The organism is Gordonia sp. ABSL11-1 (genome assembly GCF_030315685.1).
In the GTDB taxonomy this organism is placed as follows: Bacteria; Actinomycetota; Actinomycetes; order Mycobacteriales; family Mycobacteriaceae; genus Gordonia.
Genome location: NZ_JASXSI010000005.1, coordinates 307296 through 322930 on the forward strand (window position 1 = coordinate 307296; position 15635 = coordinate 322930).

At 64.4% G+C, this 15635-nt stretch carries 11 protein-coding genes; 7 read left to right on the forward strand and 4 right to left on the reverse strand.

What is annotated here, in order from left to right; genetic code table 11:
* Positions 1 to 108 precede the first annotated feature (108 nt).
* Both QSJ19_RS08585 and QSJ19_RS08590 read left to right on the forward strand, forming a co-directional pair.
* Positions 109 to 1827, forward strand: coding sequence for an adenylate/guanylate cyclase domain-containing protein (locus QSJ19_RS08585; protein WP_502876117.1), 1719 nt, complete (start codon positions 109 to 111; stop codon positions 1825 to 1827).
* Between the two features lie 60 nt (positions 1828 to 1887).
* Complete coding sequence (locus QSJ19_RS08590) at positions 1888 to 2781, forward strand: oxidoreductase (protein ID WP_286319647.1); 894 nt, start codon at positions 1888 to 1890, stop codon at positions 2779 to 2781.
* Here QSJ19_RS08590 and QSJ19_RS08595 read toward each other — a convergent pair.
* Both QSJ19_RS08595 and QSJ19_RS08600 read right to left on the reverse strand, forming a co-directional pair.
* Entirely contained in the window at positions 2774 to 3328 is a 555-nt protein-coding gene (locus tag QSJ19_RS08595; RefSeq protein ID WP_286319649.1) for a hypothetical protein, read from the reverse strand. The two genes, QSJ19_RS08590 and QSJ19_RS08595, sit on opposite strands and share 8 nt — an antisense overlap.
* 157 nt (positions 3329 to 3485) lie before the next feature.
* The gene (locus QSJ19_RS08600) at positions 3486 to 4112 is read right to left on the reverse strand and encodes an alpha-ketoglutarate-dependent dioxygenase AlkB (protein WP_286319650.1); all 627 of its coding nucleotides are present in this window, start codon (positions 4110 to 4112) and stop codon (positions 3486 to 3488) included.
* Positions 4113 to 4304: 192 nt separating this feature from the next.
* Between QSJ19_RS08600 and QSJ19_RS08605 the strand changes: the two genes are divergently transcribed.
* Positions 4305 to 6542, forward strand: a complete 2238-nt coding sequence (locus QSJ19_RS08605) for an MMPL family transporter (protein ID WP_286319651.1) — start codon at positions 4305 to 4307, stop codon at positions 6540 to 6542.
* A gap of 38 nt (positions 6543 to 6580) precedes the next feature.
* Positions 6581 to 7216 carry a TetR family transcriptional regulator gene (locus QSJ19_RS08610; protein WP_286319652.1) on the forward strand — a complete coding sequence of 212 codons (636 nt, stop codon included), beginning with the start codon at positions 6581 to 6583 and terminating at the stop codon, positions 7214 to 7216.
* Positions 7217 to 8038: 822 nt separating this feature from the next.
* Here the strand turns inward: QSJ19_RS08610 and QSJ19_RS08625 are convergent.
* Together QSJ19_RS08625 and QSJ19_RS08630 are read right to left on the reverse strand one after the other, a co-directional pair.
* Positions 8039 to 9259 (reverse strand): CaiB/BaiF CoA transferase family protein, encoded by a 1221-nt coding sequence (locus tag QSJ19_RS08625; RefSeq protein WP_286319653.1) that lies wholly within the window; start codon positions 9257 to 9259, stop codon positions 8039 to 8041.
* On the reverse strand, positions 9256 to 11664 hold the full coding sequence (locus tag QSJ19_RS08630; protein WP_353507129.1) for a CaiB/BaiF CoA-transferase family protein: 2409 nt from the start codon (positions 11662 to 11664) through the stop codon (positions 9256 to 9258). The genes QSJ19_RS08625 and QSJ19_RS08630 overlap by 4 nt, the downstream gene beginning before the upstream one ends.
* A 771-nt stretch (positions 11665 to 12435) precedes the next feature.
* Here QSJ19_RS08630 and QSJ19_RS08635 point away from each other — a divergent pair.
* From QSJ19_RS08635 to QSJ19_RS08645, 3 genes are all read left to right on the forward strand, one after another.
* Positions 12436 to 13713 (forward strand): amidohydrolase family protein, encoded by a 1278-nt coding sequence (locus tag QSJ19_RS08635; protein WP_286319654.1) that lies wholly within the window; start codon positions 12436 to 12438, stop codon positions 13711 to 13713.
* Between the two features lie 85 nt (positions 13714 to 13798).
* A complete protein-coding gene (locus QSJ19_RS08640; RefSeq protein ID WP_286319655.1) occupies positions 13799 to 14623 on the forward strand; it encodes an SDR family NAD(P)-dependent oxidoreductase in 825 nt (274 codons plus the stop codon).
* A gap of 69 nt (positions 14624 to 14692) precedes the next feature.
* Positions 14693 to 15553 (forward strand): alpha/beta hydrolase, encoded by an 861-nt coding sequence (locus QSJ19_RS08645; protein WP_286319656.1) that lies wholly within the window; start codon positions 14693 to 14695, stop codon positions 15551 to 15553.
* Positions 15554 to 15635: the final 82 nt, after the last annotated feature.

A 15635-nucleotide genomic window follows, 5' to 3' on the forward strand; every position in this document is an offset into this window, starting at 1 on the left:
CACCCCGGCGCGGTGTCGGCTCCCTTTCTGTCCCGACCTCGTCTGTGACCGGCACCATAGTGCTGTTCGGTAGGCTGGGACGCAGCCGCTGGGCAGGGAGGTGGCCGTATGGGACGACCACACGGCCCCCGCACCGACGCCGTCGGGTCGGGGGTTGGCCTTCGTGCGCACACTCGCATCTGGGGACGACGCATCCCGCGATCACCAGACTGGGCGGATCTCTCGGTCGACGACCGGGCCTGGATGGCCCGCTGGGCCACGGTCGGCGCCGCCATCGCGATCGGCACCACCAACTGCGTTGTCGGTGTCGAGACGTTCCTGCTCGTGCAGTTGGCCTTCAACGGCGGCCAGCTCACCGTCGACACCACGCTGGGCGCCCCCAACTTCCCGTCCGTCGTGATCGCGATCATCGTCGGCCTCATCATCAACGTGGCGCTCGGTCTCGCGGTGTTCAAGCCGCAGCTGCGCTGGTTCGTCAGCGGATGTCCGGCCGACCACGCCCGGCGTCGGGCGGTGCAGCGCATCCCGATTCACCAGGTGATGACCACACTGATCGCGTGGGCAGTGGCCGTGCTGTCCTACGTGCTGACCGCGAACGAACTCACCTCGAAGACCGTCGTCGGCGTCTCCGTCGCGTTCATGCTCGCCGGCTTCTCGAGCTCGTGCATCACCTACATCTTCGCCGAGAGCGCCGCGCGACCTCTGGCCGTGGTTGCGCTGCAGGACAATCCGGCCCACCACGTGATGCATGGCGTGCGGTCCCGGATGATCGCGGTGTGGGCGGTCAGTTCGGCGGTCCCGATGCTCGGACTGCTCATCATCAACGGCGGGCGCTGGGCGGGGATGCTGCCGCCCGCCCCCGGGCCCGTCGACTGGGCGACGGTGGTGCTCGCGCTCGTGGGTCTCGCGGCAGGTGTGCGCGTGGTCGTCCTCGTCGGCAAGGCCATCGCCGACCCGCTGACGGACCTGCGTCGCGCCGTGGAGCGCGTGGGTCAGGGCGACTACGCCGCCCAGGTGGCGGTCTACGATTCGTCCGAACTCGGCGTACTGCAGCACGGTTTCAACGAGATGGTCGCCGGTCTCGACGAGCGGGAACGGATGCGGGAACTCTTCGCCCGTCATGTCGGTGACACGGTCGCCGAACTAGCCCTGGAACGCGGCGTCGGCATGCACGGCACCAACGCGATCGTCGGTGTGCTCTTCGTCGACATCGTCGGCTCGACGACGATTGCCGCACAGCAGGATCCGCGCGAGACGGTGAAGCTGCTCAACTCGTTCTTCACGATCGTCGCCGATGTCGTCGACAGCCACTCCGGATTCGTCAACAAGTTCGAGGGCGACGCGGCGCTCGCGGTGTTCGGTGTCCCGGTCGCGATCGATGAGCCGGCCGCGGCGGCGATGGCGGCGGCCCGCGACCTGGCCTTGCGTCTGGACGAGCTGCCCGTGCGATGGGGGATCGGCGTCTCGTACGGGATGGCCTTCGCCGGCAACGTCGGTGCCGAACAGCGCTACGAGTACACGGTGATCGGCGATCCCGTCAACGAATGTGCGCGGCTCTCCGAACTCGCCAAGGGTGCCGCGGTCCCGGTGCTCGCCGGCGACGCCGCGGTCGCCGCGGCCGGCGACGAAGCCGACAACTGGCGATCGGTCGGCTCGCGCACCCTCCGCGGTCGCCCACGTCCGACCGAGGTCTTCGTCCCCGAGGAACTCGCCGCGGCCAACTCCCCGCCGATCGTGACCGGCGTCCTCTCCGGACTGCTGCGGCCGGTTCGCCGGACGGGACTCCTCGGGCTCATGCGCCTGCCCCTCGGCCTCTTCGGCCGTTGACGGTCTTCGGCGGCGTCAATAGCGTGGGGCCATCAGCCGAATGAGCAGGGGGTCGTGAGCATGAGTGGTTGGTCGACGTCGGACATCCCCGATCAGTCCGGTCGCACGGTGGTCGTCACCGGCGCGAACAGCGGCCTCGGTGCCGAGACCGCGAAGGCCCTGGCCGCCGCGGGCGCGCAGGTCATCCTGGCCTGTCGCAACACGCAGAAGGCCGATGTCGTCGCGCGTGAGATCGGTTCCGCGGCGACCGTCGCGCAGCTCGACCTCGCCGACCTCGACTCGGTCCGCACCTTCGCCGACGGTCTCACCGGCGCCGACGTCCTCATCAACAACGCAGGTGTGATGGCGATCCCACACAAGCGAACCGCGCAGGGCTTCGAGATGCAGATCGGCACCAACCATCTCGGACACTTTGTGTTGACCGCGCTGGTGCTCGACAAGATCACCGACCGGGTGGTCACGTTGTCGTCGTCGATGCACCAGATCGGCCGGATCGACCTCGGCGACCTGAACTGGGAGACTCGCAGATACCGGCGCTGGCGCGCCTACGGCGACTCCAAGATGGCCAACCTGATGTTCGGCAAGGAGCTGGCGGATCGTCTCGCGGCCGCGGGTTCGACGACGACGTCGGTCATCGCGCACCCCGGCTATGCGGCGACCGAACTGCAGGGACGGTCGGAGACAGTCGAGGACGTCATCATGAATCTGGCGAACAAGGTGGTCGCGCAGTCCGCAGCCGCCGGAGCGCTGCCGACCCTGTACGCGGCGACGTCACCCGACGCCACGAACGGCACGTTCTACGGGCCCACCCAGATGTTCGGCTCGCGGGGCGCGCCCGGGGTGTCGGGCTACAACAAGCGCGCCGACAACACCGCGATCCGCGACGGCCTGTGGGCGGTGTCGGAGAAGCTCACCGACACCACGTTCGCCGTCGGACCCGGTTCGACTACTTGACGTCGAACTTGATGGAGTTCGATGCGCCGGAGATGCCGTCGGTGACGGTGATCGAGTAGGAGCCGGGCGCGCGCAGCAGGAACGACTTCACCGCGGTGCAGTCGCGGGTCTTGGTCAGCTGCGCGGCCTTCGGCACCTTCGGGCCGTCGAGCCGGATCTGCATCCCGCACTCGTTGCCGTCGACCACGGGTCCGGAGTCGATGGTCGAGTTCCACCGCACCCCGAGGCGCGAATTGCGGGGGAAGACGTTCGGCGAGATCGGCGTCACCTTCGGTGCGTACGTCCAGACGTTGATCGACTTGACTCCGTTGGGTGCGTCCGGCCGTCCGAGTTTGCCGAAGTGCTGCGGCTTGTTGCCCGACGATCCCAGTGCGGCGCTGCCGGTGTCGAGGAGATCCGAGCTACCGGAGCCGCCCGCGCTGCCCGAACTCCCGAGCAGGCTGTCGAGCGGCGCGGCCGTGGCCGATCCGATGACCGCAGGTGCGGCGAGAGCGGTCGCAGCTGCTGCGACGGTGAGTGCGGTGGCGGCGACAGACTTTCGGATCATGGTTCTCTTTCACTCGACCCCGGGGCATGAACGATGTCCCGATTCAACCACTCCGTGACCATCTCGACACCCCGGGGTGCGCCCTCGTGAGCTCGCCGCGCCGGGTCTGTCGGTTACGCGAAGAACTGCGCCACGACATGTGGAGGCAGTCCCGTGATCACCACACTCCGGGTGGGCGGAACTGAATGCTGATGCGCGGCCCGACGCCCGGGCTCTTGGGGATCGCGTGCTCCCACGTCCGCTGGCAACTGCCGCCCATCACCAGGAGATCGCCGGGTCCGACGACGAAGCGCAACGATGACCCACCGCCGCGCGGTCGGAGCATCAACGGTCGCGGTGATCCGAGCGAGACGATCGCCACCATCGTGTCGTCGGTGGAGCCACGTCCGATCCGGTCGCCGTGCCAGGCGACGCTGTCGTTGCCGTCGCGGTACAGGCAGAGGCCGGCGGTCACGAATCCCTCCGGCAGTTCGTCTCGATAGTGGCGGGTGAGTTGATCGCGCGCCTCGACAAGCAGCGGATCGGGGAACGTCGCCGCGTCCAGGTAGGTCGCCAGCAGCCGCGGGACGTCGACGACCCGGTCGTACATACGGCGGCGCTCGGCACGCCAGGCCGCGTCGTCGCGGAGCCGGTCGAAGAGCAGTTCCGAACCGGAGATCCATCCCGGCCGCAAGTCGATCCAGGCGCCGTTCGACAGTGACCGCCGCCGGGTCCCGGCGAGGTCGCCGAGCTGCGTTCCGTCGTCGCGCTGGTCGAACAGCGAGCCCTGGATGCCGGCACTCATGGTGGCCAGCCTAGCGCAGCTGGCGAACATATGTTCGATGACCTCATCCTGATTGGTCGCCCGTCGAGGTGTTGGCCACAGGCGGCGCCGGACGGTGGCACGATCCGGAATCTTCTGTTATCCAGTACCAAGTGGTAGTCACTAACACTTTGTGGCCGCCTCATTCGTACGACGATTCCGAAGGGATGGCCCATGGCCTCGTTCTTGTATCGAATCGGGAGGTTCTCCTTCCGACACAAGTGGTGGGTGATCGCGGTCTGGCTGGTCGCCGCCCTCTCGGTCGCCGGACTCGTGGGAGCGCTGAGTCCGAAGTTCGCGAAAGACTTCAGCCTGCCCGGGACCGACTCCGGAACGGCGACCTCGCAGGTCGAGGAGTACTTCCCCGAGGTCATGAAGCAGCAGACGCAGGCGTCGACCAGCGTGCTCGTCGCCGCCGAGGACGGCCTCGGTGCGCACGCGTCGCAGATCGACGGACTCGTCACGGACCTGCAGAGGCTCCCGGATCTGACCGACCCGGCCTCCGTCGTCAACCCGGACACCGTGGCGAAGGCCCAGCCCGCCCTGGCATCGTCGGTGATCGGCGACAACGGCAAGGTCGGACTGATCCAGATCCGGCAGAACATCGAGATGACCGACCTCACCGTCGATCAGAAGGAACAGCTGCAGGAGATCCTCGCCGACCACCGCGGTGACGGACTGCAGGTGGAGGCCACCGGCTCACTGATGCAGGTGATGGAGGCCGGCGGCAAGGCCGAGATGATCGGATTCGCCGTCGCGTTCGTCGTCATGATCGTCGCCTTCGGTGCGCTCGTCGCGGCTTTCATCCCGCTGGTCACCGGACTCGTCGGCGTGATGCTCACCATCATGTTGCTGACCCTCTCTGCGAAGTTCCTGAGCATCAACGAGACCGCCACCGCGATCGTCACGATGTTGGGTATAGCCGTCTCGATCGACTACGCACTGTTCATCGTGTCGCGGTATCGCAACGAGGTCAGACGCGGCGGCAGTCGCGCCGACGCAGCCGGACGGGCCGTCGGCACCGCGGGCACCGCGGTCGTGTTCGCCGGGATGACCGTCATGATCGCGGTCGTCGCACTCACCGTGATCGGCATCCCGTTGATCACCCAGATGGGTCTGGGCGCCGCGTCGGCCGTCCTGGTTGCCGTGATCGCCGCACTCACCCTGATCCCGGCACTGCTCGGAGCCGTCGGACGATTCGCGTTCACCCCGCGCATCCCGTGGATCAAACACGCCGAGGAGTCCGACACGGCGGACACGCTGGGCGTGAAGTTCGGGCGGATGGTCGTCAAGCGACCGCTGCCGTACGTCATCGCCGGACTGGCCGTACTGGTCCTGGCCGCCATTCCGATGACGAAACTCGAACTCGGCATGTCGATGACGAGCGACGACGAGGCGCCCGCACAGTCCTTGTTGCAACGCGGTTTCGGTGAGGGCATCAACGGACCGCTACTCGTGGTGCTGCACAGCGACAACGGGGACGTGGCCGCCGCCGCCGACCGCACCGTGGCCCACATCAAGACCCTGGACGACGTCGCCAACACCAACACCCTGGTGTGGACCGGCAACGGCAAGCCCGCGCCGAATGTGGGTGCCGACACGGCCCTCATCTCGGTGACACCGACCAGCGCGCCGTCAGACGGGGCGACCCACGACCTCATGGAGGAGATCCGGGCCTACACGCCGTCGGCGGAGGCGGCCGGTGCGCAACTGCACGTCGGCGGGCAGACCGCGATCATGTCGGACCTGTCGGCCAAGCTCGACAAGGCGCTGCTGCCGTACCTCGTCGTGGTCGTCGGGCTCGCGTTCCTCATCATGATCGGGGTGTTCCGCTCGATCTGGGTGCCGTTGATCGGCACCATCGGGTTCATCTTCTCGGTGTGCGCGACCTTCGGTGTCACCGTGGCGATCTTCCAGGAAGGCACGTTCGGCCTCATCGACAACACCAAGCCGATCCTGTCGTTCCTGCCGATCTTCCTGATCGGCCTGGTCTTCGGACTCGCGATGGACTATCAGGTGTTCCTGGTGACCCGGATGCGCGAGGAGTACGTGCACGGGATGTCGGCGAAGGACGCCATCATCGCCGGCTACCGCCACGGCTCACGCGTGGTCACCTCCGCCGCGATCATCATGATCAGCGTGTTCGCCGCGTTCATGCTGTCGCCCGACACGACGGCGAAGATGATCGGTTTCGCTCTGGCGGTCGCGGTCGCCTTCGACGCCTTCATCATCCGGATGATGGTGGTGCCCGCGATCATCGCGATGCTCGGAGATCGTGCCTGGGGTCTGCCGAAATGGTTGGATCGGTTCGTGGTGAACTTCGACATCGAGGGCAGCGCGGTCCGAGACCGCGGCCTGCCGCCCTCGGACAGCGCCGCCGCACCACGCGAACCGGTCGGATCACCGAGCTGAGTCTCGAGTGACACTCCACTAATCCAGGAGGTCAGGGTATGGCCACACCGACGACGACCCCGGGCACCGCCGGCTCGGGTCGTCGGATCGGTCTGCGGGAGAAGAACAAGATGCGCACCCGCACGGCGATCCGCGACGCGGCGATGAGGTTATTCGCCGAACAGGGCTACAACCAGACGACTGTCGAGCAGATCGCCCGGGAGGCCGAGGTCTCCCACACCACCTTCTTCCGCTACTTCTCCTCCAAGGAGCAGGTGGTCCTGTCCGACGACCTCGAGGACGCGCGCACCCAGGCTCTCGCGGCCATCCCGCCCGGCCTCGGTCACTTCGGCCTGCTGCGTCGGCTCGTGACCGATCTGTTCAAGATCGGGACCGCCGATGCGTGGGCCAGCAATCCCGAACGGATGCGGCTCATCCAGTCCGAACCGGCGCTGCGCACCGCCTTTCAGATCGAATCCGACCGGGCGATCTCGCAGGCGCCGGACTTCTTCGCCGAGTACACCGGGACCGATCCCGACGATCTGTGCCTGCGGGTGTTCATCGCTGCCGCCGGCGGCGTCATGTTCCACTTCGCCCGCGCGGCCGACGACGTGCTCGACGACGATCTCCTGTCCACGTTGCTCGATGCGATCGATCTGCTCGAGCAGGGCCTCCCGTTGCAACCGAAGTCCTAGCGAAGGGTTCACTCCCGTGGGTCGTCTCGACGACAAGGTGGCCTTCATCACTGGTGTCGCACGTGGCGAAGGTCGCGCGCACGCCGTCGGGCTCGCCGCCGGAGGGGCGCAGATCATCGGCCTCGACCTCGCCGGACGGCCGCCCTGCGCCCTACGACCGGGCCACCCCCGGCCGACCTCGACCAGACCCGCCGGCCGGTCGAGGACACGAGTGCGAAAGCCGTTCTGGTGCAGGGTAGGTCTGTGATCTCGACGCCGTGGGCGAGCGCAGCATCCGCGTCAACGGCATCGATCCGGGTGCCGTGGCGATGTCCGCACGTGCACCGAGGTCTCCGAGTCCACGGCGATGAACGGGACGTGCAGTCGTGGCAGCAGTCCCAGCCGCCAACCCGGCGCCGACAGGACCGGGCCGGCGAGGATCTCCCGGTGGGTCCACAAGCGACGTCAGATAGTCGACCACAACTGCGACGGTGACGCGAATGATCGGTTCGCTGTTCACGATCAGGGATCGGGCGTCGTCGGTCGCCGCATGCCGCCAAGGGTTGTCGAACGGAGGCCGGCCACGGGGCGGGCGGACTCAGGGGCCAGACGTCACGGTCGGGGCGGGATTCGGCGACGCTCCACGAACGAAACACCCCGACAAACTGCGCGCGGACAAGGCCTACACTCCGCCGCCCACCGCACCTGGCTTACCATACGGCGCATCGCAATCTCACAGATCAGATGTCAATCAAATCGGGGGCAGTCCCGTGCCTGCGTCGGATCGCGCGGGGATCAGAGGGGACTTGTCGGGAGTACGCAGAGCAATTCCCGTTGATCTGCTCACTCGGTCTGACTCATCGAGTCCTGTCCGATGGACTCAGGCGCGGGACGGATCGACCGGAGTGGTGGTTGTGACCTGATGGGAAGGCCAACCACCGATCGGGCGCCAGACGACGTGAGCCATCGGACGCGACTGCGAAAGTGTGGGTCGGTCTTCAGTGAATCGTCGAAATTTACTGGCGTACAGGGTAACCCATGCTGGAGGCTTAACTCGATCCATTGCGCGCTCGTGCGTTCGGCGAAGATCAGACTGAGGCGCTCCCGCATCTGATTGTCGCCGCGTAACCAATCTGCTTCGCGCCCGGTCGGGAATGCCGACGCAAGGTCGGGATGGCCAACAACGTCGCTGAAGCGCCGAAACAATGCTGGCTCCATGGCTTGGAAGAGAACATAGCGATCGTCAGCGGTCCGGTAGTACTGGACCAGGACCGAGTCCTCGAAGAGGTCTCCGTCCATCAGACCCTCCGGTGATGGTGATGGGGGCGCCGCTGGGCCGGGCACTGACTCGGCGTGCTCCTCGTCTTCGTCGCGCATCAACTCGGTTGCCCGCGCATACATGGCGGCGTCAGCTTGTGCGACGTCGAGATACACCGGTTGGCCAGTCGCTCGTGTGTGTATGACGGCCGAAAGAGTGGCCATCGCGGCGTAGACGGGTGCTGTCGTCACGCCGACGGCGAATTCCATCCGGGGAATCCGTGGCCGCCCGTGGATGTCTTCGATGGGCCGCAACAGCCCCGCGTATGCGTCGAACGCCGGTCCGTGGCTGGGCAGGGATGCGTACGGGCCGGTGGAACCGAAACCGGAAAGGCATATGAAGACCAAGGTCGGGTTCACCTTCAGGAGTTCCTCGTATCCTAGGCCGAATCTCGCGAGGTAGCCCGGCCTGCGTCCCTCTATGACAACTTCGGCGCTGGCAACGTGAACGCGGAAGGCTTCGCGCCCGTCCGTAGTCGAAAGGTCGAGCTCGATGCTGCGCTTTCCCCGGTTCCAGAGCTTGTGCATCGTGGACGTTCCGTCACCGTCTCGGACTCCGATCGAGCGGATGTAGTCGCCGCGGCCGGACTCGACCTTCACCACATCAGCCCCGAGTTCTGCGAGGTGACCGCCCAGCGCGCTCGGAGCCAGAATCGCAACTTCGACGACGCGCAGTCCGTTGAGAAGGCTTACCGATGTGGGATCGTCGGTGGTCGGGTTCGATGATCCTTTCAATCCGTCGGTCATCGACTGAACGCGATGTCTGCGTCGGTGGACACCGCGCCCGTACCGTTTGGATGTCTCCGCTCGGGTGGGGCGATTCCGATGACGTTCGACTCGCTGAGCCGAGCGATCGACGTCGAATCCAGTCCCAGGGACATCAGAATCGCCTCGGTATGCTCGCCGACCTCGCACGGCAGCCCTGCCACGGGTTGTGAGTTGGCGACCCGAATTCGGGGCTGCAGCCGCCAATAGCTGCCGAAAGCAGGGTGTTCGGCGCCACTGAGGAGGCCCGAGTGCACCAAGAACTCTTCCAGAGTGTTGTCGGCCGCTGATGCGATCGGTACTCCCGTGGCGAGTCCGGCTGCTTCCCATTCCTGTGCCGGGCGCGTGATGAATATGTCTTCCATGAGCCACTGCAGTGTGCGGTCATGGAGCTGGCGCGCCGACCTGTCGGCAAAGCGCGGATCGCCTCGCCAACTGGTCTTGTCGAGGATCGTGGTGAGGTCGGTCCAGCGGTCGTCGTGGCACGCGAGCATGACCCAACCGGACGAACACTGATAAAGCCGGTCGAATGCGCTGAATCCGGTCTGATCGGTATTGAGTTCGGGACGTGGTTCACGACCCGAGTATGCTTCCATGCGCGCGGAGTGCACCCATCCCGCTGATACGAGCATGTTGGTTTCCAGATACTGCCCGATGCCGTGGTGTTCGCGCGCATATAGACCAAGTGCCAGCGCGACTCCGGTCGCAAGTCCTGAGCACGGGTCGGCGTAGGAATCATTCACCGGTGGGTTTCCCTTTCCCGCCTGGAGAATTCCACCGCCGCACAAAGCATTGGGGGTGGAATGGAATGCTGCGCGGTGGGACTCGGGTCCATTGCTTCCGTATGAGGCGCCGTAGAGATACACCAGATCAGGACGGATGGAACGTGCTTCGGCGTAGCCGAATCCGAGTCGTTCGGGGACTCCTGGACGGAAATTGTGTATCAACGCATCCGATTGGGCGATGAGCTTGTGCAGGATGGCGCGACCTTCGCTGGACTTGAGGTCGAGCGCGATGCTCTCCTTGCCGTTTCCGATGTGGACGAACTCTAGGCCGCTGCTCCTGAACGGATCACCGTCGAGCGGTTCGACCTTGATGACGCGGGCTCCGAGTTCGGCGAGCAGCGTGGGACCCAACGGTGCGGCGAGAAATGAGGCTACTTCGAGAATTGTGTAGCCCTGCAGAGGGAGTTCGACGGGCGGTGTGCCGGCCGGCCCGGGCTTGGGATCGGCGGTATGTGGCACCGGGCTGAATGTGGCAGCCGAGTCCAGGGGTGGTGCCGAACGGCGGATCTCGGCAGGTGTTGCCTCTGCGGAGACGATGGGCCCGAGCTCGGTGATAGTTCCGAGTTGTCCATCGTCGACCTCGATGACGAGGTTGTTCGCGAGCAGTTGAGGATGACGAAGGAACTCGTCCTCGGTGAGGAATGGATCGGCCCCGATGTCGAGGGTTCGGAACTGGTGCATCCATTCCTCTTGAGTGCGGTCCAGCATCGCGTTCCTTACTCGTGCCTCCCACTCGTCGGCATCGTCGTGGCTACGCACCCCAAGGGGCAATGCGCTCCAACGATCTTCGCGCAGTTCGTCGCCCAGACCGATGGCATTCATCCAGTTCCGGTAGAGCCGGGGCTGCCGGCAGCACATCTGGATGTACCGGCCGTCTTTGGTCTCCACCGAGAGGAAGCAGAGTCTGATGCCACGCATGAGCAAGGGCACGCCGCCTTCTCCCCGCGCACCGACGGGGACCACAGCATCACCTTTGCGTTCGAATGCAAGTCGCATCGTGGCCGCAGAAATGCCATCAAGCAAGCTGGTCTCGATGGCTCGTCCGAAACCTGTGCGCTCGCGCTGGATCAACGACCCAATGATCCCTTGCAGGGCGAGCATGGCGGCGCCGTATGTACTTGCCGGCGAGGCGATATAAAGCGGTCGGTCGATGTCACCGTGTGCTCCGCTGAGTGAGTCGTTGCCCATCAGTCGGCCGGTCTTCGCAGTGACCATCTGTTCGCTGTGTCCAAAAACCTCGAGGTCGGTGGCAGCCCCGAACCCGGTGAGGGACACGTGGATCAGTCCCGGGTTTCGTTGCTGGACCGCTGCTGCTGACAAGCGTGAGGCGTCCGAGCTCGGAAGCGGGCTGAGGATCAGGACATCGGCGGAATCCACCAATGCTTCCAGCTCCGCCATGTGCGTGTCATCGGTGAGATCGATGACACGACTGTGCTTCCCGCGATTCCAGAACTGGAATCCGGGGTGGCCGCGGAGCGGATCGCCGCCGGGCGGCTCCACCTTGATGACCTCCGCACCGAAGTCTGCGAGCACGGTGCCTGCCATCCCGAGCATTCCTTCGGTGAGGTCCACAACGCGGAGATCTGAGAAAACGTGGGTCATTTCTTCCTCCTCAGGTGAAGCGGTCGCCTCCAGGCCGACGGTGGGCTGTGCGCTGGGCCGCGACCGGTGCTCGTAGTGAGACACTCGCCATGGTTGGGCCGAACTGTTATCTAAAACATATAGCTGGTTACTTAGCCGATCATGCTGCTGGCCAGTAGTTCTGTCAAGTGACCTCGCTGATGGACAATCGCTCAGGCAAGACGTGTCTAAACCATATACAGCGTTATCTTGACACTAGGCCGGTCGACCGGGCATAGTGGTCCGTGTCACACCGTTTGGCCGAACGAATGACCAGCACGACGACCAGCCCGTTTCGTGTGTCACATCTCAACTGCCGATCCCTTCTGGAGGGGGGCCTAGTGTTGCATCAATCCGCGTTCGGCTCTGTCGGCGGAAGAGACCCGTCTGTGCTTGCGCTGCGGATCCATGAAGGCGCAACGATGGTGGCGCACGGTATCCGGCACGGACGTCCCCTCGACGGCACCGTGGCGTGGTTCGAATTGATCGGATTACGGCGCGCGAGGGCGCGGGCGGCGGTTGCAGCGATTGTCGGGACGATGGGCGTCGCAGGTCGCGACGTGCGTTCCGGGAACAGCTTCGCCATCACCGACGAGGGCTCGGACTACATCGCAACGCTATCCATCGCGGCAGCGAAAAGGGCCGGTGCCCAACGGCCACAACCGGATGACTCCCGGTCCGAGACTACCGACTGAGACGACATCAAATCGACACCGCATACCTGCGGTGTGGACAGTGAAAGGAAAACCGACGATGACCGCAACTCTGCCTGAGCCGACCCTCATCGAGACCGAGAACATCCATGTCATCGACTGTGATGCCCACCTGACGGAACCTGCCGACCTCTGGAGCGCACGAGTGCCGGCAACGCTTCGGGACCGTATGCCGAAGCAGGAGACCAGAAACGGGCTGACGGCCTGGTATGTCGACGGCGAGATGTGGGCGAGTATCGGCGGCAACACGATTGGTCACGGTCCCAAGAAGGTGCTGGGTACCAACACGCTGCAGCCCTTCGAGGAAATTCATCATTCGGCGTGGTCGACACGCGAGCGTCTGGAGCTCATCGACGAGCAAGGTGTGTGGGCTCAGATTCTCTATCCCAATGGGGTCGGCTTTTCCTCGAATCACATCTTTGCCATCTCCGACATCAAGCAACGTACGCAGATTCTGCAGACCTACAACGACTTTCTGGTCGAGGTACAGCATGAGTCGGGTGGGCGCCTTCTGCCGCAGGCGATGCTCCCGATCTGGGACATGGATTTGACGGTGAAGGAGATGACCCGACTCATCGACCAAGGAATCGCCGGTTTCACTCTGTCCGACAAACCGGAGCTGCTTGGGCTCCCGGAGTTGCCCGAGGCCTACTTCGACCCGATGTGGGACATCTTCAACGAGACCAGGACCGTTGCCAACTTTCATATCGGCGCGGGCGGTACGCGTGAGGAGTCAGAAGGTCTGCGCCAGTCGATGCGCGACCAGCGGGCAGGTAAGTCCCCCATGACCGTCAACACGACCGGAGCCAAGGTGGCGGCGCCGAGCTGGCGCAGTTTCGGTCCTCAGCGGTGGTTGGCTGTGATGGCTACGCAGATGTACATGAGCAATGTTCGTATCGTGACCAACCTGTGTATGAGCAACCTGTTCGACCGGTACCCGAACCTCAAGGTCGTCTCCGCCGAGAGCGGTATCGGTTGGGTTCCATTCCTGCTGGAGGCGTTGGAGTATCAACTCGATGAGATGGTAACCACCGACAAGGAGAAGGCACTGCAGCTGCGTCGGCCGACGGAGTATTTTCGTGACCACATCTACGTCATGTTTTGGTTCGAGTCGTCGGCGCCCGCGAAGCTTGTTGAGGAAATCGGTGTCAACAACATCCTCGTGGAGACCGACATTCCGCACCCGACCTGCCTCTATCCCGACGCCAAGGGGCACTTCTCGCGTGTCCTGGGCGACCTCGATCCCGTCAGCCGTAAGCGTATTCTCCAAGATAATGCCGCCGAGTTGTACAAGATTGAGGTCCCGGTTGGCCGCTGAATCGCGCGCTACGATGTGAGAAGTGGCCGTATCGGCCTGATACGGCCACTTTAGGCGCCAGTATCGAGAAGGGGTACCGTCGAAAATGTCTGACTATTCATTTGAGGGCCGTGTCGCCGTCGTGACCGGGGGTGCGAGTGGAATAGGAGAGGCGACCGCTCGGTTGTTGGCCGAATACGGAGCCACCGTGGTCATCGCCGATATTGATCGTGAACGAGCTTCGCTCGTGGCTGCACAGATTGGTGACGCTGGAGGTGACGCACATTCGATACCAACCGACATTCGCGAGGAAGGGGAGATACAGCAGCTTGTCGATGCAATAAGCGGGCGCTGGGGACGGGTCGATACACTCGTGAATAATGCTGCCTCGTTGGAGCTCACCGAGTTCGATGGTGATGTTCTCAACCTGTCACCGCAAGTTTTTCTGGACACGGTCCGTGGCAGTGTGTTCGGTGCGTTCTTGATGTCCAAAGCTTTACTGCCGCCGATGCTTGATCGGGGATCGGGGTCGATTGTCAATATCGCGTCGGTGTCCGGAATGGCGGGTGAGCCCGCGTTGACTGCTTACGGTGTCGCTAAGGCGGGTGTCATTCAGCTCACCCGAGCATTGTCGACGCAGTATGCTCGGCGCGGTATTCGTGCCAATGCAATTGCGCCGGCGTTCGTCAATACACGAAATAACGAAACCTACGCGAGCCCGGTTTTTGTCGACGTATATCGCCGAAATATGTCGACCGGGTTTACAGCCGAGACGATCGACATTGCACGCCTGGTGGCATTTCTCTCATCCGAGGATTCGAGGATGGTGACCGGTCATGTCATCGCGGCTGATGGTGGCCTGACCGATACATCACCGATCAGCGCCGACTATGTTGCATTCCTCAGTGAGGCCGCGCAGTCAGCGACGTAGGTATCGCACATGGCGTCGACGCGGTGGACCCGATAGTTCGATCGTGCGGTGGGCCCGACAATTCTGAGAGTGGAGACAGTGCAGATTCAGCAACTACGTCACACGGTGGTCGGCGTTGGCGTCGTCGCGGCGACTGCCTACCTTCCCGAGCTCTGCGAGGTGGTCGCGGTATGTCTGCCGGGCGGGCGATTCTCGCGACAGTATTGGGATCTGGAGGTGGCGGGATCTGAGCGTGACGAGTACAGCTTCGCCCGTCAGGCGGCGGCGAAAGGTGTGGCGGTCATTGCGCTGGACCCGCTGGGTACCGGAGAGAGCAGCCGGCCAGAGCCCGAGCCGGAGCCCGCTGATCTCAACGCCGCCAATGCTTTGGCAGTGTCGGGATTGCTGGCGAGGCTCGGCCTCGAGCACTTGCCGGCGGTGGGCATTGCGCATTCGCTGGGGGCGGTACTGATGCTCCACCAGCAGATGCGGTATCGCAGCTTCGGGCGACTCGCCCTCTTGGGCTGTCCGTGCGGGCCGATGACAATGTGGCGTCCCGACGGAAGTCGCTGGTCGTTGACGGCGGCCAATGCTGCTGGCTCGCAGGTGGATGTGCGCTACACCAATCTGGGGCCGAACCTCTCGAGCGAGATCAACGCCGCGGTGCGGGCGGCGGCCACCGTGGTGCCGGGGCCAGTCGCTGACTGGGTACTCGAGCCCGGGGTCGCGCAGTCCGCGGCCGCCCACGTCGACGTGCCGCTGTTCCTCGGCTTCGGCGAACGCGATGTCGTCGCTGACCCGCTGGTCGAGGTCTCCTTCTATCGGCGTTCGATTGATGTGCGCGTGCAGATCCTCCAGGGAGCCTTCCACTGCCACAACATCGCCGCCGATCGAGGAATACTGTGGAATTCGGTGATCGAATTCTGTCGTGAGGCCGCAGTCGAACACTGACTTGTTTTGCGCCGCTATCGATCTGGCTTCATCCCTTACCGGTCTCGCCGCCTCCCCGTGGAGCGCCGAGACGGATGATCAA

What these genes read in the sequence shown, in the direction of transcription:
- QSJ19_RS08605 (WP_286319651.1), top strand. Translation starts at nt 4,305, where the DNA reads ATGGCCTCGTTCTTGTATCGAATCGGGAGGTTCTCCTTCCGACACAAG.
- QSJ19_RS08595 (WP_286319649.1), bottom strand. Translation starts at nt 3,328, where the DNA reads ATGATCCGAAAGTCTGTCGCCGCCACCGCACTCACCGTCGCAGCAGCT.
- QSJ19_RS08640 (WP_286319655.1), top strand. Translation starts at nt 13,799, where the DNA reads ATGTCTGACTATTCATTTGAGGGCCGTGTCGCCGTCGTGACCGGGGGT.
- QSJ19_RS08625 (WP_286319653.1), bottom strand. Translation starts at nt 9,259, where the DNA reads ATGACCGACGGATTGAAAGGATCATCGAACCCGACCACCGACGATCCC.
- QSJ19_RS08585 (WP_502876117.1), top strand. Translation starts at nt 109, where the DNA reads ATGGGACGACCACACGGCCCCCGCACCGACGCCGTCGGGTCGGGGGTT.
- QSJ19_RS08610 (WP_286319652.1), top strand. Translation starts at nt 6,581, where the DNA reads ATGGCCACACCGACGACGACCCCGGGCACCGCCGGCTCGGGTCGTCGG.
- QSJ19_RS08590 (WP_286319647.1), top strand. Translation starts at nt 1,888, where the DNA reads ATGAGTGGTTGGTCGACGTCGGACATCCCCGATCAGTCCGGTCGCACG.
- QSJ19_RS08600 (WP_286319650.1), bottom strand. Translation starts at nt 4,112, where the DNA reads ATGAGTGCCGGCATCCAGGGCTCGCTGTTCGACCAGCGCGACGACGGA.
- QSJ19_RS08635 (WP_286319654.1), top strand. Translation starts at nt 12,436, where the DNA reads ATGACCGCAACTCTGCCTGAGCCGACCCTCATCGAGACCGAGAACATC.
- QSJ19_RS08630 (WP_353507129.1), bottom strand. Translation starts at nt 11,664, where the DNA reads ATGACCCACGTTTTCTCAGATCTCCGCGTTGTGGACCTCACCGAAGGA.